The organism is Solwaraspora sp. WMMD791, from assembly GCF_029581195.1.
Lineage (GTDB): Bacteria > Actinomycetota > Actinomycetes > Mycobacteriales > Micromonosporaceae > Micromonospora_E.
Genome location: NZ_CP120737.1, coordinates 6,575,420 through 6,598,115, shown reverse-complemented (window position 1 = coordinate 6,598,115; position 22,696 = coordinate 6,575,420). Strand labels below are relative to the sequence as shown.

Annotated in this window: 21 protein-coding genes; 12 read left to right on the top strand and 9 right to left on the bottom strand. The window is 70.8% G+C overall.

The window, feature by feature from the left end:
* Positions 1–60 precede the first annotated feature (60 nt).
* Positions 61–1,317: a hypothetical protein gene (locus tag O7623_RS29775; protein WP_282226234.1), complete on the top strand. Its 1,257-nt coding sequence runs from the start codon at positions 61–63 to the stop codon at positions 1,315–1,317.
* Between the two features lie 405 nt (positions 1,318–1,722).
* Here the strand turns inward: O7623_RS29775 and O7623_RS29770 are convergent, their stop codons facing one another.
* Both O7623_RS29770 and O7623_RS29765 read right to left on the bottom strand, forming a co-directional pair.
* Complete coding sequence (locus tag O7623_RS29770; protein WP_282229650.1) at positions 1,723–2,181, bottom strand: DUF5980 family protein; 459 nt, start codon at positions 2,179–2,181, stop codon at positions 1,723–1,725.
* A gap of 192 nt (positions 2,182–2,373) precedes the next feature.
* Entirely contained in the window at positions 2,374–2,724 is a 351-nt protein-coding gene (locus O7623_RS29765) for a beta/gamma crystallin domain-containing protein (RefSeq protein ID WP_282226233.1), read from the bottom strand.
* 257 nt (positions 2,725–2,981) lie between these two features.
* Between O7623_RS29765 and O7623_RS29760 the strand changes: the two genes are divergently transcribed.
* Both O7623_RS29760 and O7623_RS29755 read left to right on the top strand, forming a co-directional pair.
* Positions 2,982–3,383, top strand: a complete 402-nt coding sequence (locus O7623_RS29760; protein ID WP_282226232.1) for a hypothetical protein — start codon at positions 2,982–2,984, stop codon at positions 3,381–3,383.
* Complete coding sequence (locus tag O7623_RS29755; RefSeq protein WP_282226231.1) at positions 3,383–4,780, top strand: hypothetical protein; 1,398 nt, start codon at positions 3,383–3,385, stop codon at positions 4,778–4,780. Before O7623_RS29760 ends, O7623_RS29755 begins: the two co-directional genes overlap by 1 nt.
* On the opposite strand, the gene O7623_RS29750 is transcribed toward O7623_RS29755, so the two are convergent.
* The 3 genes from O7623_RS29750 to O7623_RS29740 all read right to left on the bottom strand — a co-directional run bounded on the left by O7623_RS29750 (position 4,759) and on the right by O7623_RS29740 (position 8,078).
* Positions 4,759–6,231, bottom strand: coding sequence for an SDR family oxidoreductase (locus O7623_RS29750; RefSeq protein WP_282226230.1), 1,473 nt, complete (start codon positions 6,229–6,231; stop codon positions 4,759–4,761). The genes O7623_RS29755 and O7623_RS29750 overlap by 22 nt on opposite strands.
* Positions 6,232–6,338: 107 nt before the next feature.
* Positions 6,339–6,749: a nuclear transport factor 2 family protein gene (locus O7623_RS29745; protein WP_282226229.1), complete on the bottom strand. Its 411-nt coding sequence runs from the start codon at positions 6,747–6,749 to the stop codon at positions 6,339–6,341.
* A 33-nt stretch (positions 6,750–6,782) separates the two neighbouring features.
* Entirely contained in the window at positions 6,783–8,078 is a 1,296-nt protein-coding gene (locus tag O7623_RS29740; protein ID WP_282226228.1) for a hypothetical protein, read from the bottom strand.
* Between the two features lie 106 nt (positions 8,079–8,184).
* Here O7623_RS29740 and O7623_RS29735 point away from each other — a divergent pair, with 106 nt between their 5' ends.
* The 5 genes from O7623_RS29735 to O7623_RS29715 all read left to right on the top strand — a co-directional run bounded on the left by O7623_RS29735 (position 8,185) and on the right by O7623_RS29715 (position 12,472).
* Positions 8,185–8,736, top strand: a complete 552-nt coding sequence (locus O7623_RS29735; protein WP_282226227.1) for an RNA polymerase sigma factor — start codon at positions 8,185–8,187, stop codon at positions 8,734–8,736.
* Entirely contained in the window at positions 8,733–9,542 is an 810-nt protein-coding gene (locus O7623_RS29730; protein WP_282226226.1) for a zf-HC2 domain-containing protein, read from the top strand. Before O7623_RS29735 ends, O7623_RS29730 begins: the two co-directional genes overlap by 4 nt.
* Before the next feature lie 109 nt (positions 9,543–9,651).
* Positions 9,652–10,452, top strand: coding sequence for an ABC transporter ATP-binding protein (locus tag O7623_RS29725; RefSeq protein WP_282229649.1), 801 nt, complete (start codon positions 9,652–9,654; stop codon positions 10,450–10,452).
* Positions 10,449–11,861 carry a hypothetical protein gene (locus tag O7623_RS29720; RefSeq protein ID WP_282226225.1) on the top strand — a complete coding sequence of 471 codons (1,413 nt, stop codon included), beginning with the start codon at positions 10,449–10,451 and terminating at the stop codon, positions 11,859–11,861. The genes O7623_RS29725 and O7623_RS29720 overlap by 4 nt, the downstream gene beginning before the upstream one ends.
* On the top strand, positions 11,858–12,472 hold the full coding sequence (locus O7623_RS29715) for a hypothetical protein (RefSeq protein ID WP_282226224.1): 615 nt from the start codon (positions 11,858–11,860) through the stop codon (positions 12,470–12,472). The genes O7623_RS29720 and O7623_RS29715 overlap by 4 nt, the downstream gene beginning before the upstream one ends.
* Before the next feature lie 70 nt (positions 12,473–12,542).
* Here the strand turns inward: O7623_RS29715 and O7623_RS29710 are convergent, their stop codons facing one another.
* The gene (locus tag O7623_RS29710; protein ID WP_282226223.1) at positions 12,543–12,938 is read right to left on the bottom strand and encodes a hypothetical protein; all 396 of its coding nucleotides are present in this window, start codon (positions 12,936–12,938) and stop codon (positions 12,543–12,545) included.
* A gap of 130 nt (positions 12,939–13,068) precedes the next feature.
* Positions 13,069–13,482 (bottom strand): hypothetical protein, encoded by a 414-nt coding sequence (locus tag O7623_RS29705; protein ID WP_282226222.1) that lies wholly within the window; start codon positions 13,480–13,482, stop codon positions 13,069–13,071.
* A gap of 393 nt (positions 13,483–13,875) precedes the next feature.
* Between O7623_RS29705 and O7623_RS29700 the strand changes: the two genes are divergently transcribed.
* The 4 genes from O7623_RS29700 to O7623_RS29685 all read left to right on the top strand — a co-directional run bounded on the left by O7623_RS29700 (position 13,876) and on the right by O7623_RS29685 (position 19,004).
* Positions 13,876–14,217 (top strand): DUF4212 domain-containing protein, encoded by a 342-nt coding sequence (locus O7623_RS29700; RefSeq protein WP_282226221.1) that lies wholly within the window; start codon positions 13,876–13,878, stop codon positions 14,215–14,217.
* Complete coding sequence (locus O7623_RS29695; protein ID WP_282226220.1) at positions 14,214–15,899, top strand: sodium:solute symporter family protein; 1,686 nt, start codon at positions 14,214–14,216, stop codon at positions 15,897–15,899. Before O7623_RS29700 ends, O7623_RS29695 begins: the two co-directional genes overlap by 4 nt.
* A gap of 158 nt (positions 15,900–16,057) precedes the next feature.
* Positions 16,058–18,514 carry a low temperature requirement protein A gene (locus O7623_RS29690; RefSeq protein WP_282226219.1) on the top strand — a complete coding sequence of 819 codons (2,457 nt, stop codon included), beginning with the start codon at positions 16,058–16,060 and terminating at the stop codon, positions 18,512–18,514.
* Between the two features lie 61 nt (positions 18,515–18,575).
* Positions 18,576–19,004, top strand: coding sequence for a MerR family transcriptional regulator (locus tag O7623_RS29685; RefSeq protein WP_282226218.1), 429 nt, complete (start codon positions 18,576–18,578; stop codon positions 19,002–19,004).
* Between the two features lie 130 nt (positions 19,005–19,134).
* Here O7623_RS29685 and O7623_RS29680 read toward each other — a convergent pair whose 3' ends face one another.
* Together O7623_RS29680 and ispG are read right to left on the bottom strand one after the other, a co-directional pair.
* Positions 19,135–21,282: a cellulase family glycosylhydrolase gene (locus tag O7623_RS29680; protein ID WP_282226217.1), complete on the bottom strand. Its 2,148-nt coding sequence runs from the start codon at positions 21,280–21,282 to the stop codon at positions 19,135–19,137.
* Between the two features lie 235 nt (positions 21,283–21,517).
* Complete coding sequence (gene ispG / locus O7623_RS29675) at positions 21,518–22,690, bottom strand: flavodoxin-dependent (E)-4-hydroxy-3-methylbut-2-enyl-diphosphate synthase (RefSeq protein ID WP_282226216.1); 1,173 nt, start codon at positions 22,688–22,690, stop codon at positions 21,518–21,520.
* Between the last annotated feature and the right edge of the window lie 6 nt (positions 22,691–22,696).

The window sequence follows — 22,696 nt, the reverse complement described above, 5'->3', positions numbered from 1 at the left end:
GAGAATGTCCAGAGATGTGCGCCTATTCTCGCCCAACACCGGGTGGAGGGAGAATCCGAGGTGCACAGAAGAAGAATCGGGATCGTCGGTGTGGTCCTGGGGCTGGTGGTGGCGGTCCTGCCGATGACGTCGGCGACGGCCGTTGCGGCGCCGGCGACCGGCGGGGCCGCGCTGCCCGCCACCGTCCCGACCGCCGGCACAGTGGACGCCGGCACGCCGGAGTGCGGCGACGACCTCACGCGCGAGGCGGCGCGACTGGCCGCCACCGGCCGGTCCGGGCCGTCGACCTGCCTTCGTCGCACGACGGTGCGCAAGGCCGGCTCCGCCAGCCGTACGGACGGCGGTGACCGGTCGCTCGCTGTCGACATCTGTGGCGGGAGCACCACGAAGACGCGGGTCGCGTCGTGCGTCGTCGAGGACGGCGTACTGCTGATCTTCCTGGTGCCCAGTGGCCAGGTGATCGGCACCATCGGCTACACCGTGTCGAGCCTGACGACGCTCGACTACTCGTCGCTTCGCTGGTCGCAGTCGTTCCACTACCGGGCCGACTACGTCACCGGGCAGAACGCCGGCGCGGCCGTGACCGGCACCTACCTGTACGCCGAACCGCAGTGCCTCATCAATTGCACGATCACCGGCAGCAATCCGATCGGTGGGACGGCGATGCCGGGTGTCACCCACTCGGCCGCCGGCTACTTCGCCACCTCGATCAGTGGTGTCCGGTGGGCCGCACAGGCCGGGATCAAGTTCTGGTTCGCCAACTCGCTGTGGGTCAACGGGACGAGCAATCAGTCGAGCACCACACCGGGGGCGCACCGCTGCGACTTCGCGCTCGGCGGCTACCCGTCGGGATGCGTCTACGAGACGGTGCGCCCGGTGCTGGAGATCCCGTCCTCGCGCTACCCGGACTACGCGTACCACATCCGGCTGTCCCTGAACTACGGCCTGCCGCGGGTCCTGACCAGGAGCCAGAGCGACGCGCTGCGAGAGGCGAACCGGGCGGCGGCCTGCCCGACCGGGGCCAACTATCCCCGGCCGGCCGGCATGCAGTGCGACGAGTACCCGTTCGCGTCCACCTACCAGGGCGCGTCGATGCAGCCGTACGGCCGGCAGTTCTTCTTCATCAACTGGAACACCGGTCAGGGCTTCAGCTGTCAGGTGCCCTGGCTGCAGACCCGCACGCAGGGCGACTCCGGTGGCTTCAGCGCCTGCATGATCCCGGCCGCCCAGAACTCTCTCGGCGGCAGCGACCTCGGCGACTTCTACTACAAGTTCCGCGTCCTCGACATGGACACGTTCGAGGTCCGGGTGGTCTGACCACGTCGAGCCGGATCGTTCGCCGGTGTGCCGTCGAGGCAGGCGCCTGCCTCGAGGGCACACCGGCACGCTGGGCACCTACCGCAGCACCGAGTGTGGCAAGGTGAGGAGGTGATCTCGCCAGCAGCCGGACTGATCGGCATCGGGTACGAAGGCCGCAGTCTCGACGGGCTGATCGCGCAGTTGCGCGCGGCCGGGGTCAGGCCGACCTGACGCGCGGGTTGTCCCGTGATCCGGGGCTCCACCACCGGGCGCAGCAGCGGTTCCGCGAGCACCTGCCGACGATCCCCGCCGTCCGGGTGTTCGACTCGGACCAGCTGGACGCGAGCCGGGTCGCGACCGCGATCGCCGAGCTGCTGCCCGCCCTCGAGGTGCCGCGCCTCGATGTCCGGAGCCGGCGCCGGCTCAGCAGCCCCAGCTCTCCTGCGCCCGGATCAGGATCGGCATGGTCTGCGTGCTTGATCCATCGGTCACCGTCATCACAGCCGGGTAGTCGCCGTAGTCGAGCGGCGGCAGATTCACGGTGACCAAGACGGTGCCGAGGTACCGGTCACCGTTGTCTCTCGGCGCGATCGGCGGGTGCGGCAGGCTCGTGACGGTGCCGGCGGGCAGGCCCTGTACGTCGACCTGCAGCGGCGTCGACCAGCTTCCGGCGATGAAACCGATGAAGTACGTGAACCATGGGGTGTCGGCCGGGATGCAGGCCCGCTGCTCGTAGTCCGACAGGTCCCAGGTCGCCGCCGCAGTCGCTGCGGCAGACCCTGTCACCGCCGCGGCGGCGGGCGCGGCGGTCGCCGGGCTGGCGGTCACCATCAGCGCCAGCCCGGTCGCCACGGCGAGGGTGAGTCGGACGGTACGGGACATCGATCTCACGATGAGCCTCCTTCGGTCCTCCATTGTGGGTGGCGTCCGGCCCCAGGACCCGGTGTTGCGTCCAGGACGCCGCCCCTTGCCAACGGAGTATTACCATCACATCGATCGATCGCCAGGAATCCCTCGGGAATCACCCACCCGTCCGTAGTTGATCAGCGCGTCTCCGCCATCGTCGGTCGCTGGTCACCAGATCCGCAGCTCGTACGCTCGGACCCGGGCACCGCCGAAGCTTGCGCCCGACCACTTCTCCAGGGTGATGGTGTGGTAGCGACCGTCGCGCTCGTAGTTGACCGTCGCCTTGTTGTTGCCGCTGTGGAACTCGTAGACACCGTCGATGTTCACCGCGATCACGCCGGCGTTGGCGAAGCAGTAGGCACCACCCCAGGTGCCGCCGCCGGAGTACAGCTTGAGGAAGTCGGTACGGCCGTCGCAGGCGACCTGGTTGATGGCCATCGCCGGATTCGGCGGCAGCCCGAAGGTCAGCGCGGCGACCGCCAACACCCCGACAGCGATCTTCTTGACACTCGTCCTCATCCGACCGGTCCCTTCAGAATTGGTGGCACCCCTGGACACCCGCGCGGTCGAGACCCGCCCTCCGACGTGCCCGGTGTCGACATGGAGACGCCAACGGATCCGTACTCGTTCACCAGCAACGGTCGAACCTAGGGAAACGCGCGGCCGGCGACGGGTGACGCCCGGCGACGGGACCGCGGTCCGCCAGGTTCACGGCGACCCGGCTCGGCGTTGTATGTTCTTGGCGCTCGACCCATCGCGCCGGAACGGGAGCGCCAGTGAAACTCCGTCAGTCGCGCCCCGTCCGCCAGCTGACCCAGGTGTTCGTGGTCGCGCTCGCCCTCCTGTGCGTCGCGCTGGCCAACCGGGGCGCGCTCGATGCCGGGATCACCGGATTCGACTACGTCCGCACCCCGGGCCAGCTGGCCGCGCAACGACGCCTGCACCAGGACTTCGAGGCGATCCGCAAGGAGTTCATCGCGACCGTGCCAGCGGGTAGCCGGGTGATCATCGATCCGCCGCTGCAGCACCTGTGGTTGCAGCGCTTCAGCGAGTTCACCGCGCTGGCTGGCGGCACCGTGGTCGTCGACCGGCGGGAAGCCGACTATCAGGCGAGCCTCGTTCAATGGGAGAGCTCGGTGGGTCGACGGTACGCCGTCGAGCTGACGGTGGTCAGCTGATGCCCGCCGGACACCTGCTGACGGTGACGCTCGTCGTGGCGGCCGGGCTGCCACCGGCGTTCGCCGTCGCCCGGTCGCTGCCCGTCGCACTGCTGCTCGCTCCGATCGCCACGGCGCTCGTCAGCACGGTCGCGGTCGTCGCGATGCTGGCCGTCGGCGCCGACTTCCGCATCTGGCTGGCGGCGGCCTTCATCGTCGCCTGGGCGATCAGCCTCTGGTTGCTCCGCCGGCCACGTCCGGCGCAGCCCGCCGTGCCATGGCTGGCCGTCGCCGTCACGTCCGGCGTCCTCGCCGTACCCCTGCTTCTTGTTCTCCACCCACCGACGAGCTGGGACGCGCACTCGATCTGGTGGCTGCACGCCGGGTACTTCACCTACGACGGCGAAATCGCCCGCGCGGCGATGGCCAGCCCCGGGTTCGTCTTCTCGCACACCGATTACCCTCCGCTGGCCTCGGCCCCGGTCGCGGCGGCGTGGACCCTGTTCGGCCAGAGCTACCGGACCGCGCAGGTGGTGTCGGCCCTGACCACCTTCTCGGCGGTCGCCACGGCGGTCGTGACGGTCGCGGCCGTGTTCACCCGCAGCAGGCCATGGCTCGCCTGGTCCGCCGGCATCGCCGTCGGCCTGTCGACCTGGGCGACCGGCGCGGAGTACGTGGCCGCCGGTTACGCCGATGCCCTCTGGTCGGCATGTCTGGTGGGTGCCGCCGCCGCGTTGCTGCTGCACCCCGACCCGTTCGCCCGTCCCGCTCTCGGGCTGGTGCTGCTGACCGCCGCGGCCCTGAGCAAGAACGAGGGACTGGTCGCCGGTGGCATCCTCGCCGTGCTGGTGACGGTCCGGGCGAGACGCGACCTCGGCCGGGCCTGGCTGGTCTGGCTGCCGGTGGGTTCCGGGCTGGCCTGGGCCGGCCTGGCCCGGATGGTCGGCGCGACGTCGGACATCGAGCAGTCCGAGCCGTTGGGCGGTCTGTTCGGCGACGCCGGTCGGCTGACCACTCGGCTGCCACCGACCCTCGACGCGCTGTGGGAGACGGTCGGTCCACTGGTCGTGACGGCGCTCTGCTGCTCGTTGGCCGGCTTCCTGCTGGTCCGCACCGGACGCACGGCGCTCGGCGTGGGCTCGGACGGCTGGATCTGGCTGCTCAGCTGCGGGTACGCGGCGACGCTGGTGTTCACCTATGTGACCGGGCCGTCGGACATCGGCTGGTGGCTGGGCGCGTCGGCGGACCGGGTCACCCTACCCATCGCGATGCTGGCCTGTCTCAGCGCCGTGTCGTGGCTGCTGGCGGCGGTGGGTGCCCGCGACGGGCTGCCCGCCGGCCCGTCGACGCCGTCGGAGTTGTCCCCGCCCGGTGACCGGGAAGCCCGGGCTGCGGCCTACCAGGCGGCGGGGGCGTAGTCCTTCAGGAAGCAGCCGAACAGGTCCTCGCCCTGCTCGCCCCGCACGATCGGGTCGTACACGCGGGCGGCACCGTCGACCAGATCCAGGGGCGCGTGGAAGCCCTCGTCGGCCAGGCGCATCTTCGTCGGATGCGGCCGCTCGTCGGTGATCCAGCCGGTGTCGACGGCGGTCATCAGGATGCCGTCGGTCAGCATCTCCCGCGCGCTGGTGCGGGTCAGCATGTTCAGCGCGGCCTTGGCCATGTTGGTGTGCGGGTGGCCGGGACCTTTGTACCCCCGGCTGAACACCCCCTCCATCGCGGAGACGTTCACCACGTACTTGCGCCGGGCCGGTGCGGCGGCCATCGTCGGGCGCAGCCGGCTGATCAGGATGAACGGCGCGACGGAGTTGCACAGCTGCACCTCCAGCAGCTCCACCGCGTCGACCTCGTGCACCCGCTGTACCCAGCTGTTCACCGGGTCGAGGTCCGGCACCAGCCCACCGGCGTCGATCGCGGTGGCCAGGGCGATCCGGTCCGGGGTGGCCGAGCCGCTGGTCAACGCCAGCGCGGTGAGCGCCTGCGGGGTGATCGCCGACGCCTGCGGCTGCCCGGCGGCGATCGCCGTCGCGGCGCTGCCCCGACCGCCGGTCGAGGAGAAGCTGACGATCTCCGGCAGCGGGCCGTCGGGCAGCGGTGCCGACTCGGCGGCGACCAGGTGGGCGTACGCGCCGGGGCTGCGCCGGACCGTCTGGGCCGCGTTGTTGATCAGAATGTCCAGCGGGCCCTGGGCGGCGACCGAGTCGGCGACCGCGATCACCTGGGCCGGGTCGCGCAGATCGACGCCGAGAATGCGCAGCCGGTGCAGCCACTGGTCGCTGTCGTCCATGGCGGCGAACCGACGGGCGGCATCCTGCGGGAACCGGGTGGTGATCGTGGTGTGCGCACCGTCGCGGAGCAGCCGCAGCGCGATGTACATGCCGATCTTGGCCCGGCCGCCGGTGAGCAGCGCCCGGCGGCCGGTCAGGTCGGTGCGGGCGTCGCGGCGCTCGTGGTTGAGCTTGGCGCACGGCGGGCAGAGCTGGTGGTAGAAGGCGTCGACCTCGCGGTAGCGCTCCTTGCAGATGTAGCAGGCGCGGGGTTGGCGCAGGATGCCGGCGGTGGCGCCGACGGTCGACGACACCAACGGAATGCCCTTGGTCTCGTCGTCGATCCGCCCGGGTGCCCCGGTGGCGGTGGCGGCGGTGACGGCCCGGTCGGCGGTGAGGACTTCCTCCCGTTTCTCGGCCCGCCGCCGCAGCTTGACCGATTTGTACAGCTTGGCGGTGGCCCGCTGCACCCGTACCACGTCCGGGTGGTCGGACGGCAGCGCCGACAGCGCCTCGATGACGTCGAGGCAGACCGCCAGCTGCGCCGGGTCGACCCCGGTCGGGGCCGGATCACCATCCGGTCGTACGTCGTCCACCGTCATGCCCGTACCCGTCTCGTCCCTGTCACGTCACCGCGTCGCCGATGCGACCTGAGACTCTACGCACCGGGCCCGGCGCGCCGCGAGAGCCCGACGCCGGGTGACCGGGCTCATCCGGCGACGTGCTGCCAGACCGGCACGATCCGGGCACTGGTGAACCGCCATCCGTCGGGTGTCCGGGCGGCGACGTAGTGGGCCCGTACCCCGGCAGTCCGGTACGGGGCCTCACCGGGCCGGAAGAAGTAGACGAGCTGGTGGGTGTCGACTTCGGCCCGGTCGCCGTCAGCGTCGAGGTCGACCACCACGTCGGTGTTGAGGTGCTGGATGCCCTCGTCGGCCGGGCTGGTCCGCCGGAAGCCCTCGATGATCTGGTCGATCCCCCGCAGCTCGCCACGTGGGCTGCTGGTCGCGGCGTCCGGGGTGTAGACGCTGCGCAGGTCGTCGAAGCGCCGCTGGTCCTGTGCCCGGGCGAGCCGGGCGACCAGTTCGGCGATCTCGACGCGGTCGGCCACCGGTGACATCCCGCTCCTCCATGTTCTCGGGTTACCTGGTTCTCAACTTCGCCACAGGACGGTCAACTGGGCCGGCTGCTGGCGGGACCAGTAGAAGACGTACGGCCGGTCCGGCCCGGCCGGGTCGTCCCGTACGGTCGTCGCCGCCCCGCCGCGCGGCCAGAGGTCGGCCGCGTCGGTGCCACCGAACACGGCCCACGACGCCACGCTCCCGTCGAGCCCGTTCACCGCGATCGGCCCGCCGGCCACGCCGGTGACGAAGACGTACGGCGGCTCGTCGCTGCCGGCGGGCGCGACCGCTCCGGCCGAGATGAGGTTGCCCTCGACTCCGGCCACACCGTGGTCGACCCACCGCCACCCGCCGTCCGCCAACGACAGCGAGAACATCCAGCCGTACCGGCCGACGTAGGCGTACGGCCGCGACGCGCCGTCGGCGGCGCTGGTGGTCACCGCCGCGACGCCGTACGCCAGGGGCCGGTCCTGCGGTGTGCCGTGGTTCGTCCACGCCCAGCCGCTGCCGTGCCAGCCGTGCCGCCACAGGTCGCCGTGCCGGTCGAGCAGGAACGCCTGCGGGTGTTCCGCGCTGGTCGCCGACGCCCGCCGCAGCGCCACCCCGACGACCTGCTCCTGGCCGATCGAGGTGAAGGCGTCGACCGCCGGGGTGCCCCGGTCGTCCCACCGCCAGCGGGCACCGTCCCACCAGGCGAGCCAGAGTCGACCGTCCCAGCCGGTGACGAAGACGTACGGCCGTTGGGCGGCACCGACGCCGTCGCGGACGGCGACCGCGCCCACCGTACGCATGACCGTCGTGCCCGGCGGGGTGCCCAGGTCCCGCCAGTTCCAGACCGAGCCCATTCCCGACGCCAGCCAGAGCCGGCCGTCGTCGGTGCGGACGAAGACGTACGGTCGGGTCGGGCCGCCCGGCGAGGTCTGCACGGTGATCACGTCGGCCCCGTCGACGACCCGGGTGCCGGGAGCGCCGATGGTCGTCCAGGTCCAGCCGGGGTCCGCCGTCCCGGCTCCGCTGGACCAGGTGGCGTGCAGGTTGCCGCCGACGATGCTGAACACGTATGGCCGCTGCACGGCGGTCGGGGTGTCCGTCACGGTGACGGCCCCGACGATGCGGGTGGTAAGGCGGTCCGGTGCCGGGCCACCGAGTCCGGCGGTCCGCCACTGCCCGGCCAGGGCGGGCTGCCCGTCCCCGGCCGGGGTCACCGCCGGGCGTGCGGCGGCCGGGGTCACTTCCGGGCGTGCGGCGGCCGGGGTCACCGCCAGCAGGGTCAGCGACACGACTCCGACCGACGCGACGGTCAGGGCCGCGAGAATCCGATCAGGCAACGGCACACCCCCAGGTAGGCCACCCAGCGTAGCCACCTCCACAAAATGTGACCCGAGTCACGCACGATGGAAAACCGCGGCGGCGACACGGATCGTCTTGCCTGTTGTGAGACGGAGCCTGGACGCACTCGACGAGGGTGAACTGCTGCGCCGCATCGCCCGCGGCGATCGGCGGGCCTTCGACGAGCTGTACCGCCGGACGTCGCCGTGGTTGACCGCTCGGCTACGCCGGCGGTGCGCCGACGACGACATGGTCGCCGAGGTGCTGCAGGACACCTACCTCGCGGTGTGGCGGTCGGCCGGCAGCCAGGCCCAGGACGCTGCCAAGGGCAGTGCGGTCGGCTGGCTGTGGACCATCGCCGCCCGCCGGCTGGTCGACGCGTTCCGCGCCCGCGCCCGCCGGGAACGGGTCCCGGCGGTGCAGACGGCCACCATCGTCGCCCCAGCGGCCGAGGACGAGGCGCTGGCCGGCCGGATGAACGCCGACCTGGAGCAGGCGCTGCTGGCGCTGCCGACCAACCTGCGTCAGGTGCTGCGCGCGATGGTGCTCGACGGTCTGACCACGCGGGAGACCTCGGTGCTGCTCGGCATGCCGGAAGGGACCGTGAAGACGTACGCGCGGCGGGCCCGGATCGCGCTACGGGAGGCGTTGTCATGACCATCCACCCCACCCTTACCCTCATCTCCCGCTACGCGTCCGGTGACCCCCGGGTCGACGACGCGACCGTCTGGGCGGTCGAAGCCCACCTGGAGTCCTGCGCCTCCTGCCGGGCGCAGCTGTCCGACACCGTCGGCCAGGCCGACCGGCAACTGCTCGACCGGGTGGCCGTCGGCGTCGCGGCCGGGATCGAGGCCGGACCGACACCGGTACGCCGTCGCTGGCTGCGGCGTACCGGGTTCGCCGCGCGAATCCTCCCCTGGCTGGCCACCGCCGGGGCGTTGATGCTGATCGCGGTCCTGTTCGAAACGACCTTCGCCAGCCTGCCCTCGCTGGTGCTGCTGGTCGCTCCGGTGGCTCCACTGCTGCCGGTGGCCGCGGCGTGGAGCCGCCGGACCGACCCGGCCTGGGAGTTGGTGGCGACGATGCCCCGGACCGGGCTGTCGTTGCTGCTGCGCCGCACCCTCGCGGTGCTGACCGTGGTCGTGCCGGTACTCGCGGCGGCCGGCTGGTCGACCGGGCAGTCCCCCGCGCTGTGGCTGCTGCCCGGTCTGGCCTTCACCGCCGGCGCGCTGGCGCTGGGCGGGCTGGTCGGCGTGGACCGGGCCGCACTCGGGTTGGCGGTCGTCTGGTCGGTCGGGGTGATCCTGCCCAGCCTGGTCGACCAGCAGCTCCCGGTCATCCTGAAATCCGGTAGCTGGCCCGGCTGGGCGCTGGCCACCGTGGCGTTGGTGGCCGTGACGGTCGTACGGGCCAGCGACCACAACCGGCTGCGCCTCGACCGGATCTCGTCCGACCGGTTCTGACTTCACGACGCCGACCGGGCCCTACGCACGTACGGCCGATCGGTTCCGTTGTCCCAACTGGCGGTGGTCCGCCAGGCACCATGAGTTTCCACCAAAGGAGAGAGCAATGATGCGTGCGGTCAGCGCGGCGGAGACCGCACCGTCCACGTACGCGTGGGCGGTGCACGCCGAGCGCCTGGTTGTCCGGGCCGGCCGGCACCTTGCCGTCAACGGGCTGGACCTGGCGTTGGGTACCGGCGTACACGGCCTGCTCGGCCCGAACGGCGCCGGGAAGACGACTCTGATGCGGGCCCTCGCGACAGTGCTGAAGCCGGCCGGCGGCCGGCTGTCCCTGCTCGGTGAGGAGATGACCAGCCGGGCGGACCTGCGTCGGGTCCGGCAACGTCTGGGCTACCTGCCGCAGCACTTCGGCTTCTACCCGCGCTTCACTGTGCGGGAGTTCGTCGAGTACATGGCCTGGCTGAAGGAGATGCCGAAGGCGACCGTTCCCGGCGCCGTGCAGCGGGCCGTCGACCGGGTCGGGCTGACCAGCCGGGCCGACTCCAAGTTGAAGACGCTCTCCGGCGGGATGCTGCGCCGGGCCGGGATCGCCCAGGCGATCGTCAACGACCCAGAGGTACTGCTGCTCGACGAGCCGACCGTCGGTCTGGACCCGGAGCAGCGGCTGGACTTCCGGGAGCTGCTGCGCGAAATCGGCTCGGACAGCTGCGTGCTGGTCTCCACCCACCTGGTCGAGGACGTCGCCGCAGCCTGCACCGACGTGGTGCTGGTCAGCGAGGGCCAGCTGGTCTGGCAGGGCACCAGCGGCGAGCTGGCCGCGCAGGGCAGCGCCGGCGACGCCGGGGACAGCGCCACCGAGCGCGGCTACTCGGCGCTGCTGCGCGCGCACCGCGGGAAGGTGCCGGCATGACGGGGCGGATCATGAAAACGGAGGTACGCCGCACCGCCGTACCCGGGATCGCGCTGCTGCTGCTGGTGGTCGGCGCGGCGTTCACCCTGCTGTCGACCCAGTTCTTCGCCGGACGCTGGACCCAGCTGGCCCTGTACGGCCGGGGATCGCTGCTGCTGCTGATCCCGCTGGCGCTGGCCGGCGGCGCCTGGCTGGGCCGCCGTGACCGGCGCGGTCGGGTCGGCGAGTTGTTCGCCACCACGGTGCGCCCGCGCTGGCAACGGACCCTGCCGCTCGCCGTCGGGTACGCCGCCGTCATGGTCGTCGTGTACCTGTTGGCGACCGCCGTCGGGGCGATCTGGGTGGCACCGACCGCCGCCTACTTCTCCTCCACCGTGTTCGGCATCGTCGCGGTCGGCGCGCTGGGCATGGTCGCCGCCAGTTGGCTCGGCATGGCCGCCGGTCGGGCCGTGCCCCGGATCGTCACCGCGCCGGTGCTGGCCGTCGTCGGGTTCGCCGTGGTGGCGCTGCTGCCGGACTTCGTCTCCATGGCGGGCTACGACGCCAACTTCGTCAAGACCCGGCCGGATCCGTCCGCGTTGCTGCTCACTCCGGCTTTCCCCGGCGGCTTCGACGACCTGCAGACCCTGCCGGCCTCGGTAAGCGCCCTGCAGGCGATGTGGTTGGCCGCGCTGGCCGGCACCGCGCTGCTGCTGATCGGCACCGCACGCCGCAGCCTGCTCGCCCTGGCGGTGCTGCCTGCTGTGCTCGGTGCCGCGGTGGCGGTGCCGCTGCTGCCCACCGGCGGCTACTACGGGGCGGCGGTCGTCGACCCCGCCGCCACCGAGCTGGTCTGCGACGACGACGGCCCGCAGGTCTGTGTCCGCAAGGTACACGCGGCGTCGCTGCCCGACATCGTCGGGCCGGTCCGCGAGACGCTCGCGCTCGCGGCGGCCAAGCTGCCCAACCCGCCGGTACGCGCGGAGGAGACCGCGCGACTGGCCGAGTACGCGGCACCGGACCAGCCAGCGGTACGGCACGACGCGGACACCCTGGTCTTTGACTGGCCCGGGTTCACCTCGGGCGGGAAGGTCGATCTCGGCGACGGGTACTTCCGGGCGGGGCTGCTGGAGTCAGTGTGGGCACAGGACTGCCACGAGGGCGGCGGCATACCCGGCCAGGTGGCTTTTTTCTCCAACCCCATACCCTACCATGCGAAGGCGGTGGCGACCGCCTGGCTGACCGGCGAACCGCCGCGCCGGGAGGACTGGTTCCGGCCCGAGGACAGCCAGCAGGTCGAGGCGGGGTACCAGGCGTTGACCGCGCTACCGGCGGAGCAACAGCGGCAGCTCGTGGGGCAGGCCCGCGAGGCGGCCCTCGCCTGCGACTACGACCGATTCGAGGAGCTCCTGATGGCCGGTGCGCGATGAGGTGGGTCGGTCTGTACCTGCGCTCCCGCCGGGTGCCGCTCGCCGCGGTCGTCGCGACCGGTGCCAGCGCCTTGGCCTGGGTCACCTGGCCGTACTTCGCCGACGGGCAGACGATCAACGCCCGGATGCTCAGCGTCACCGTGCTGATCGCGGCGGTCGCGCTGGGCACCACGCTCAGCGGTGCCGACGACGCTCTGGACCATTCGGCCTCGGCCCGCTGGCCGGTCCGGCGCGCCGTCCACCTGCTGCTCACCGCCGCCGGGATCGTCGCGCTGCTGCTGGTCACCACGGTGACCGAGGCACGGTTCGAACCGCTCGGTGTGGTGGTGCGTAACACGGTCGGTCTGCTCGGGCTGACCGCGCTCGGGGCCACGCTGCTCGGGGCCGCGTTGTCCTGGATCGCGCCGTTGACCTGGACCCTCGTCGCGATCATGCCGTGGATGGAGCCCAGTGAACAGCTCCGGATGCAGCTCGGCGCCTGGCTCATCCAGCCGGGTGACACCGCCGCCGCGACGGTGTGCGCGGTCGTGCTGGCGGTGACCGGCCTGGTCGCGTACACGGTGCGGGGTTGCCCACTGCGCCCGGCGACGGAGACAGCGCCGAACCAGTGAGGCGGGCGGCCCGGGGTGTCGCCGTCGGATCATCCGATCCGACGGCGCCGCCCCGGGTCCGCTCGACGCTTCAGCGGTACCCGGCGGCCAGCCGGGAGTTGTGCTTCTCGGTGGCGCGCAGCGCCAGGATCGGGCCGGCGATCAGGTACGCCACCCAGGTCGCCGGCAGGGTCAGCCAGCCGATGAAGATGAACGTCAGCAGTACGTTGATCCAGAACAGCACCCAGAACGACACCATCAGCACGATGCCGGTGGGGATCCGGCCGGCATAGATGTTGCCGATGCCGAAGATGCCGAACAGGCCGGGCACGAGTTCCAGGGCGACGGCAGCGCCGGCGGACTTCGGCACCGCCACCCCGGGGCCGGGGGCGGGGTGGTACCCGCCCTGCTGGTACGGCTGGCCCGAGGTGGGCACGGGGTGCTGAGGCTGCTGCGGCCCTGACTGGTACGGGTTGGGGTAGGTCACGGGCGTCAGTCTTCCAGCGGCGGATCACCTGCGAAAACCGTACGTTTGGTCGGCCCGGTCCGCTACCGGGCCGGGCCGGGACCGCCGCCGGGTCGAGCGAGGGCCGCCGCCGGGTCGGGCCGGGGCACGGCTATCGGATCGAGACCAGTCGGATCCCCGTACGCAACAGCACGACCGCGCCGCCGGCGACCATCACCATGCCGATGCCGGGCATCAGCTGCCCCCAACTGTCGGTGGTCGAGCTGAGGTAGATCAGCCGCGCCGCCTGCCAGCCGACGATGACCGCGACCGCCAGGCCGGGCAGCAGGCTGTGCGCGATGGCGACCTTGCGGTACGGCAGCAGCGCGCCGGCGATGGCGATGAACCCGGCACACAGGGTCCACAGGCCAGGACCGGCGGCACCGGACAGGGAGCCGAACGGGGTGATCACCCAGGGCAGCAGCGAGCCGACCAGCGCCAGCAGCCCGCCGACGATCATGCCGAGGCTGCCGGCGTGCAGGACACGCCGACGGGTGGGTGCGGCGGTGGTTGCGGTGTCAGCCATGTCCGGATGCTAGGTCCCGGCACGGCCGGTGACCTAGCCGTCAATCGGTGAGTGGTCAGACCGGTCCGCCGGGCGGCACGACGATCGCCGGAAAGGACCACAAACCAGGCGGGAACCGACCGCCAGGCCACTGTCGGCAACCGCTCGCGGACCATGACGGACCGTTCAGCGCCCCAACCCGGCGTCAAGCAGATCAACTCTTGCCTGAGCCCGCCGTGTCACGTTCTCTTCCCAGATTAAGGGTGTGACCGACCGCACAAGCCGCCGGGCAGTACGCCGTGCGGCGCGGGCGGTACGGCCAGCGGCACCGCCACGCCGGGGCGACCGAACGGTTCGTCGCGGCGCGGCCCGTCACCGGACCTGCCGTTCCCATAACGACTAGGAGGCCCCACAGTGACCGAGGTAACCCCCGATAGCGGTGCCGGTGGCGAGGAGTCGCCACCGCCAACGACGCCACCGGACAACAGTTGGCGGCAGCAGTACTGGCGCCGGAACCTACGACTGATGGTGATCCTGCTCGCCATCTGGTTCGTCGTGTCGTTCGTGTTCGGCATTCTGCTGATCCAGCCACTGAACAACATCGAAATTCTCGGCTTCCCGCTGGGCTTCTGGTTCGCCCAGCAGGGCTCGATCTACACGTTCGTGATCCTCATCCTGGTCTACGCCAAGATGATGGACCGCCTCGACGACGAGTTCGGCGTCAGTGAGCGTGCGGCGGAAGGGAGCCAGAAGTGAGCAACATCCAGATCTGGACTCTCGTCTTCATCGTCGGCACGTTCGCCGTCTACCTGGGCATCGCCTGGCGCAGCCGGGTGAAGGAGACCACCGGCTTCTACGTCGCCGGTCAAGGTATCCCCACCGTCGCCAACGGCGCCGCCGTCGCCGCCGACTGGATGTCGGCCGCGTCGTTCATCTCGATGGCCGGCCTGATCGCCTTCCTCGGCTCCGACGGCTCGATCTACCTGATGGGCTGGACCGGCGGTTACGTACTGCTGGCCCTGCTGATCGCCCCGTACCTGCGCAAGTGGGGCAAGTTCACCGTGCCGGAATTCGTCGGTGACCGCTACTCGGAAACCGTACGGACGATCGCTGCGGTCGCCGCGCTCATCATTTCCTTCACCTACGTCGTCGGTCAGATGCGTGGTGGCGGCATCGTCTTCAGCCGGTTCCTCGGCCTGGACATCACCGGCGGCGTCATCGTCGCAGCACTGGTCATCTTCGCCTACGCGGTGCTCGGCGGCATGAAGGGCATCACCTGGACCCAGGTGTCGCAGTACACGGTACTCATCATCGCGTATCTGATCCCGGCGTTCGCGGTGGCCCAGCAGATGACCGGGCTGCCGATCCCGCAGGTGTCGTTCGGGCAGATCCTCGACGAACTCAACGCCCTCAGCGTGCAGATGGGGCTGACCCAGTTCACCGAGGCGTTCTCGGCCCGGCCGCAGATCGACGTCTTCCTGGTGACGATGTCGCTGATGATCGGCACCGCCGGTCTGCCACACGTGATCGTCCGGTTCTACACCACCAAGACGGTCCGGGGCGCCCGCTACTCGGCGTTCTGGGCGCTGTTCTTCATCGCCCTGCTCTACACCACCGCCCCGGCGGTGGGGGCGTTCACGAAGCTGAACCTGCTGCAGGCCGTGGACGGGGTGGCGGTCGACGCGCTGCCCGCCTGGGTCAACAACTGGGCGGCGACCGGGCTGATCACGTTCGGCGACGGCGTACAGACCATCGAGTCGGTCAGCAACAACCCGGCGTCCGGGGCCGACCTGGTGGTCAACAACGACATCCTGGTGCTGGCCAGCCCCGAGATCGCCGGTCTACCGGCACCGATCGTGGGTCTGGTCGCGGCCGGCGGCATGGCGGCCGCCATGTCCACCGCCGCCGGTCTGCTGCTGGTCATCTCGTCGTCGTTCTCGCACGACCTGTACTTCCGGCGGGTCAAGCGGGACTCCACCGACGCGCAGCGGCTGCTCGCCGGCCGGATCGCCATGGGCCTGGCGGTGCTGATCGCGGTGTACGCCGGCATCAACCCGCCAGCGTTCGTCGCCCAGGTGGTCGCGTTCGCGTTCGGCCTCGCCGCCGCGAGCTTCTTCCCGGTCATCGTGCTCGGCATCTTCTGGAAACGGTGCAACGCCGCCGGTGCCGCGTCCGGTATGGTCGCCGGTCTGGTGTTCACCGCCGCGTACATGATCTACACGTTGGAGGTCTTCGGCACCCCGGCGAACCCGCACATCTTCGACATCAGCCCGGAGGCGATCGGCACCATCGGTGCCATCGTCAACTTCATCGTCACGATCGTCGTGTCGAAGATGACGGCACCGCCACCGGCGGAGATCTCCGAGATGGTGGAGAGCATCCGCTACCCGGGCACCCGCCGTACGGTGGCCGCCGGCAGCACCGGCGACGCCGCCTGACCTGTCCCCTCATCCCCACCGACCGGCACCGGCCGGCGGTCGGCGACAACGACGTCGCCGGCCGCCGGCCGGCCCGTTCGCCTTGGCGGCCGGCCAGCACCGGCCGGGAATCCGCCAATCCACCACCCGGCGCAGGTGGTGGTTGCCAGAGTTGACGGGTGCACGACGAGAGCCCGCATCCGCATCCGACCGCTGGCGGTCTACGCCTGGTGCGGCGCGACGCGCGGGTGACCGGCGACGTCAGCTGGATGGAACTCTTCGTCGACGTACTCTTCGTCTTCGCCTTTCTCAAGATCACCAGCCTGATGGCGGCCGACACCGCCGTCCTCGGCACCATCCGGGGCATCCTGGTCGTCCTGCTGCTGTGGCACTGCTGGACCGCCTGCGTCTGGCTCGGCAACGTCGTGCACGTCGACCGTGGCGGGGTGCCACCGATGATGGCCGGGATCGCCGCCGTACTGCTGATCGTCGGGGTCGCGGTTCCCGAGACGTTCGTCGACCGGCCCGGCAGCCTGGCCGGCCCGCTGGTCGTGGTGCTCGGCTACCTCGCGGTACGGACCAGCGTCCTGGCGATCCTCACCCGGTCCCGCTGGCACGAAGGCCCACCCGGCCGCCGGCCGGCGGCCATCGCGTGGGCGACCCTCGCCACCTCGGCACCGGTGCTGCTCGCCGCCGCGCTGCTGCCGCGGTGGCTGATAGATCTGCTGCCGGCGGCGATCGACCCGGAACTGGCGAGGATCGGGCTGTTCACGATCGCGCTCGCCATCGACTTCATGATCCTGGCAGCCGTCGGGCGGGGCACCTGGCAGATGGTGTCGCCGTGGCACCTCGCCGAACGGCACGCCCTGGTGGTTCTGGTCGCCCTGGGCGAGACGATCATCTCGATCGGCACCGGCGGCGGGCCGGGCACCGCGATCCCGGTCACCTGGTCGCTGATCGCCGCCGCCGGGCTGGGGATGCTGATCGTCACCCTGCTGTGGTGGAGCTACTTCGACCTCGCCAAGATCCTCGCCGAGCACGCCCTGGCCCGCCTGGCCGTCGTCGACCAGACCCGGATGGCCCGGGACGCCTACAGCGGGATGCACCTACCGATGATCGCCGGGTTGATCGTGCTGGCGCTCGGCCTCAAGCAGGCGGTCGCGGCCACCTCCGGTGCCTCCGGCACGGCCTGGGGCCCGGCGCACGTCCTGATCGTCTACGGCGGCGTACTGATCTACCTCGCCGCCCTCGTCGGATTCGAGTGGCAGACCGGTCGGCTGCTCGGTCGCAGCCCGCTGCTCGGCATCGGGCTGCTGCTCTGCCTGCTCCCCCTGGCCACCCGGCTGTCGGTGCTGGGTGCGCTGGCGTTGCTGGCCGCCGGCCTCATCGCGATGATCCTCGCCGACCGCACCGTGTTCCACGGCCGGCACAGCCAACTGCACCGCACGGTCGAGTCCGAGGCGTCCCGGCTGCACGGCGTGGTCCCCCGGGAACTTTTCCTGGATCTGGTCTTCGTCTTCGCGTTCCTCCAGGTCACCGTGTTGATGACCCGGCAGACCTCGGGGTGGGGCATCGTCCGGGGGCTCACCCTGCTGGCGATGCTGTGGTGGGCCTGGACGTCGTACTCCTGGCTGACCAACGCGGTGCGCACCGAGACCACCATGGTCCGGCTGAGCACCGTCGGGATGGCCACGGCGGTCCTGCTGATCGGGATCGCCGCCCCGCAGGCGTTCGACCCGGCAGCCGGCGGCCTGCCCGGACTGCTGATCATCGTGTTCTGCTACCTCGCCGGCCAGGTGATGCAGGCCATCCTGTTGTGGCAGGCGTCGCGGACCGATCCGACGCTGCGCGACCTGGGCCGGCAGGCCGCCGTACCGTCCAGCGTCGCCCTACTGCTGCTCGCCGGCTACGCCGTCGTGGAGCTGGCGACGCCGGACCCCATCGCGGGAACGCCTGCGGTCACGGTGCTGTGGGTCGCGGCGATCACCGTCCAGTTTGTCGGCAATTATCCCACCGGGGTCCACACCTGGCGGCCCCGCTCCACCCGGCACTGGGTCGACCGGTACGCGCTGATCACGTTGATCGCCTTCGGCCAGGCGGTCATCTCGGTCGGTCTGGCGGTCGGCGAGCGCTCGATCTCGGGCGGCGTGATCCTGGTCGCCGGGATCGCCGCGGTCATCCTGGTCCTGCTCTGGTGGTCCTACTTCCCCACCATCGACTCGGCCCGGCTGGCCCTGGAGGCCAGGACCGGCGTCGACCGGGCGAAACTCGCCCGGGACGGCTTCACCTACCTGCATCTGCCGATGATCGCCGGCATCATCATGGTCGCCTACGGCCTGCACCAGATCGTCGGCGACCACGACGACGCCGCGATCCGGTACGGGCACTACGCCATCTACTGGGGCGCGGCGTTCTACCTGCTGGTCAACCAGGTGTACTGGTGGCGGCTCTGGGGCGTCGTGAGTTGGTACCGGGTGGTCAGCGCCGCCGTCGTCGTACCGCTGGCGGTGCCGACCGCGTGGCTGTCCCCGTTCTGGGCGCTGACGGCCCTCACCGCGTTCGGCCTGGCGTCTGCGACGATCGAGTTCATCCGGATGGGCGATCTGCGGACCCGTCAGCCCGGATTCGTCGGCTGAGTGACGGCCTGGCGCACCGGACTTGACCTTGGAGTGCACTCCAAGGTCTACCGTCGTCGACATGGGCACCAACACCAGCACCGGGATGCGGGTCGCCGAACTGGCCGCCGCGGCCGGCGTGGCACCGGACACCATCCGTTACTACGAGCGGGCCGGGCTGCTGCCACCCGCGCCCCGGTCAGCTGCCGGCTACCGACGGTACGGCGCGGATGCTCTCGACCGGTTGCGGTTCATTCAGGGCTGCCAGCGACTGGGGCTGCGGCTCCGGGAGATCGCCGACCTGCTCGCTGTCCGCGACACCGGGGTCTGCCCGTGTGAACCGGCCGAGCAGTTGCTGCGCCGTCGGATGGCTGAGGTCGACGCGGAGCTGGCCCGGCTGACCGCGTTGCGGGCCGAGATGGCGGCGATGGCCGCCGCGCTGCCGACGGCCGGCTGCCCGCCGCCGGAGCCGGGCCGATGGTGCCCACCGGACGACCAGGAGAGGAGGTGACGAACATGCTGGAGCCGACCACGCGCTGCGAGTGCGAGCCGGACTGCTGCGGTCCGGACTGCTGCTGACGCCGGACGCCACAGTGGGTGCCGCCGAGCCCGCCGGCGACACCCACCAGGGGCCGTACGGGCTATCCGACCGTGCCGGTCACCGCCGAGCCGGTACGACGCACCGTGTAGGTGACCGTCGTCCCGCTCCAGAAGTGGAAGGTGAGCGTGACCGGGGCGTTGTCGTTGACCTCGGCGAAGAAGGTCGACGTCAACGAGATGGTGTTCGCGCTGTAGTTCGGCGCGAACGTGACGTCGAACTCCTTGTACGACGTCCAGTTGTGCGGGCCGGCGTTGGATCCGTCGGCGTACTTTGCCTCCATCGTGGCCAGCTGATCGCCGTTGAAGGCGGTCGGGATGCTGAACGCGGACGTGGTGCCGGTCGCGTTCTGCAGCACCGGCCGGTCGTGCGAGAGGATGTTGATCCGCCAGGGGACGCCAGCGGAGAAGTGCGCGTGCAGGGTCGCGTTCACCCCGTACGCCCGGTTGCCGACCAGCCGGGTCAGCGCCGCCGCGGTCAACGTCAGCTGGTTGCCGCTGACCGTGTAGTCGGTCCCCTGCACCAGGTTGGTGCTGCCCTGGCGCAGCGACTGGAAGCTCAGCCCGTTGAGATTCAGTGCGAGGCTCTTGGCCGTGACGGCGCCGGTACGCGGCACGAAGATCATGTCGCTGGCGGCGGTGCCGGACCGGGTGGTCCAGGCGGACTTGATCTGGGCGATCAGCTCCGGGTCGCTCCACTGGAAGCTGGTCCGGCCCAGGTGCTGACCGTTGTCCCACAACTGGGTGGCGATGTTGCGGGTCCGGGTGTGGTAGCCGAAGAACTCGAAGAACTTGAGCTTCTCGCCCTGCTGGATGGTGCCGGTGTGCCGGTCGAAGCCGAGCAGACCGAACTCGCCGATGACGACCGGGATGCCCCGGGAGACGAAGGTGTTCTGCACCCGGTTGAGCGAGTCGATCACGTCCTGCTGGGCGGTGGCGTCGAAGCGGTACCCGCCGGCGACGTTCACGCTGAACGGCCAGTACCCGTAGTAGTGCACGGTGGCGATCAGGTTACGGTCGCCCAGTGCGGTGAAGGTGCTGGCCAGCTCGTCCAGCCGGGCCTGGTCCGACGAGGTGTGCAGGGTCGGCAGGATGAGCAGCCGGGTGGCGTTGTTGCCGCCGGACCCGCGGACGATCCGGTGGAACGTCCGGTTCAGCTCGTCCAGCAGTTGGGCGTTCTGTGCGTCCCCTGAGCTGTTGGCGAACTGCGGCTCGTTGACGCTCTCGAAGTGCAGTTTGGGTGATGAGTCCCGGAACGTGGTGGCCAGCTGGGTCCACAGTGCCGAGTAGCGGGCCAGGACGGTGCTGCGGTTGCTCGGCATCGTGTTGATCCACTGCCACGAGTCGTGGTGCAGGTTGATCATCACGTACAGGTCCTCGGCGAGCGCCCAGTCGACGACCTGCTTGACCCGGGCCAGCCGGGTGGCGTCGATCGTGTAGTTGGGGGCCGCGCCGTGGTGGTGGGTCCAGGTCGTCGGGATCCGGATGCTCTTGAAACCCTGGGCCTTGATGGTGCGGATCAGCGCCTGGGTGACCAGTGGATTGCCCCAGGAGGTCTCGCCGCTGCCGGCGAGGTTGTCGCCGGTGGCGTCCAGCGTGTTGCCGAGGTTCCAGCCGGGTTGCATGTCGTTGACGACCGCCTGCGGGTCGCCCGGCGGGCGCGGCGTGACGGTCGGGGTCGGGGTCGGTGGCGCGGTGGTGGGCGGTGCCGTGGTGGGTGGTGCCGTGGTGGTCGGCGGCGGGGTCGTCGGGCCGACGCTGCCGGTGCAGGTGACCCCGTTGAGGGCGAACGAGGTCGGCGCGGTGTTGCTGCTGGTCCAGGAGCCGTTGAAACCGAACGAGACGGTCGCGTTGGTGCCGAGGTTGGCGTTGTAGCTGACGTTGGTCGCGGTGACCTGGCTGCCGGAGCTGGTGACGGTGGCGTTCCACGCCTGGGTCACCTGCTGGCCTGCCGGGAAGGTCCAGGTCAGCCGCCAGCCGTTGAGTGGGTCGCCGAGGTTGGTGACGGCCACGTTGGCGGTGAAACCGCCGGGCCACTGCGACGGTGCCGAGTACACCACGCGGCAGCCGGCCGCCGCGTGGGCGCTGGCCGCGATCGCGATGCTGCCGCCGACCAGTGCCGCGGTCACGCCGCCGGCCACCAGGCCGGCGCGCCACCGCCTGCCGCGCGCCGTCGTTGCTTGTCGATTCATGTCGCTCCTCGCCGTGGGGGCCTGCGGGCAGGCAGGAAGGACGGGCACCGGCGGTCACTGCGGGCAGCCGACGCCAGCGAAGTGGCCGCAGACTAAGTCGGGAGCCTAAACTTTGTCAATCGGCGTCGGCCTATGTAGACAGCTGGCGATCGGTACGATGCGACCACCCAACGAAAGATCCCGCCGGAGGATCACCATCCTCCGGCGGGATCACCGCAGACGAGCGGAACGAACGTCAGTGCACCGTGACCGTCGGCCCGGACACCAACTCGCGCATCTCCTCCGGCAGCTCCGCACCCATCTCGTCGGCCAGCCGCAGCGCCTCCTCGACCAGGGTCTCCACGATCTGCGACTCCGGCACCGTCTTGATCACTTCGCCCTTGACGAAGATCTGACCCTTGCCGTTGCCCGACGCCACCCCCAGGTCGGCCTCGCGTGCCTCACCCGGGCCGTTGACCACACACCCCATCACCGCGACCCGCAGCGGCGCCGGGAACCCCTCCAGGGCCGCCGTCACCTGGTCGGCGAGGGTGTAGACGTCCACCTGGGCGCGCCCGCAGGACGGGCAGGAGACGATCTCCAGGCCCCGTTCCCGCAGTCCGAGCGACTCCAGGATCGCCGTACCGACCTTGATCTCCTCCACCGGCGGCGCGGACAGCGACACCCGGATCGTGTCGCCGATCCCCTCGGCCAACAGCGCACCGAACGCCACCGCCGACTTGACCGTGCCCTGGAACGCCGGCCCGGCCTCGGTCACCCCGAGGTGCAGCGGGTAGTCGCACTGCTGCGCCAGCAGCCGGTACGCCCGGATCATCACCACCGGGTCGTTGTGCTTGACCGAGATCTTGATGTCGCGGAAGCCGTGCTCCTCGAACAGCGAGCACTCCCACAGCGCCGATTCGACCAACGCCTCCGCCGTCGCCTTGCCGTACTTGGCCAGCAGCCGCTTGTCCAGCGAGCCGGCGTTGACGCCGATCCGGATCGGCGTACCGGCCGCCGACGCCGCCTTGGCGATCTCCGCCACCTTGTCGTCGAACTGCCGGATGTTGCCCGGGTTGACCCGCACCGCCGCGCAGCCCGCGTCGATCGCGGCGAAGACGTACTTCGGCTGGAAGTGGATGTCGGCGATCACCGGGATCTGCGACTTGCGAGCGATCGTCGGCAACGCGTCGGCGTCGTCCTGCGACGGTACGGCGACCCGCACGATCTGGCAGCCCGACGCGGTCAACTCCGCGATCTGCTGCAACGTGGCGTTGACGTCCGAGGTCAACGTGGTGGTCATCGACTGTACGGAGACCGGCGCACCGCCACCGACCGGCACCGAACCGACCATGATCTGCCGGCTGACCCGGCGCGGCGCCAACGGCGGCGGCGGCACCGCGGGCATGCCCAGACTGACAGCGGTCACTTTCAA

Coding starts and splice junctions, on each gene's coding strand:
- O7623_RS29680 (WP_282226217.1), bottom strand. CDS start 21,282: ATGAATCGACAAGCAACGACGGCGCGCGGCAGGCGGTGGCGCGCCGGC.
- O7623_RS29745 (WP_282226229.1), bottom strand. CDS start 6,749: ATGTCACCGGTGGCCGACCGCGTCGAGATCGCCGAACTGGTCGCCCGG.
- O7623_RS29720 (WP_282226225.1), top strand. CDS start 10,449: ATGACGGGGCGGATCATGAAAACGGAGGTACGCCGCACCGCCGTACCC.
- O7623_RS29730 (WP_282226226.1), top strand. CDS start 8,733: ATGACCATCCACCCCACCCTTACCCTCATCTCCCGCTACGCGTCCGGT.
- O7623_RS29685 (WP_282226218.1), top strand. CDS start 18,576: ATGGGCACCAACACCAGCACCGGGATGCGGGTCGCCGAACTGGCCGCC.
- O7623_RS29725 (WP_282229649.1), top strand. CDS start 9,652: ATGCGTGCGGTCAGCGCGGCGGAGACCGCACCGTCCACGTACGCGTGG.
- O7623_RS29750 (WP_282226230.1), bottom strand. CDS start 6,231: ATGACGGTGGACGACGTACGACCGGATGGTGATCCGGCCCCGACCGGG.
- O7623_RS29770 (WP_282229650.1), bottom strand. CDS start 2,181: ATGTCCCGTACCGTCCGACTCACCCTCGCCGTGGCGACCGGGCTGGCG.
- O7623_RS29705 (WP_282226222.1), bottom strand. CDS start 13,482: ATGGCTGACACCGCAACCACCGCCGCACCCACCCGTCGGCGTGTCCTG.
- O7623_RS29715 (WP_282226224.1), top strand. CDS start 11,858: ATGAGGTGGGTCGGTCTGTACCTGCGCTCCCGCCGGGTGCCGCTCGCC.
- O7623_RS29765 (WP_282226233.1), bottom strand. CDS start 2,724: ATGAGGACGAGTGTCAAGAAGATCGCTGTCGGGGTGTTGGCGGTCGCC.
- O7623_RS29755 (WP_282226231.1), top strand. CDS start 3,383: ATGCCCGCCGGACACCTGCTGACGGTGACGCTCGTCGTGGCGGCCGGG.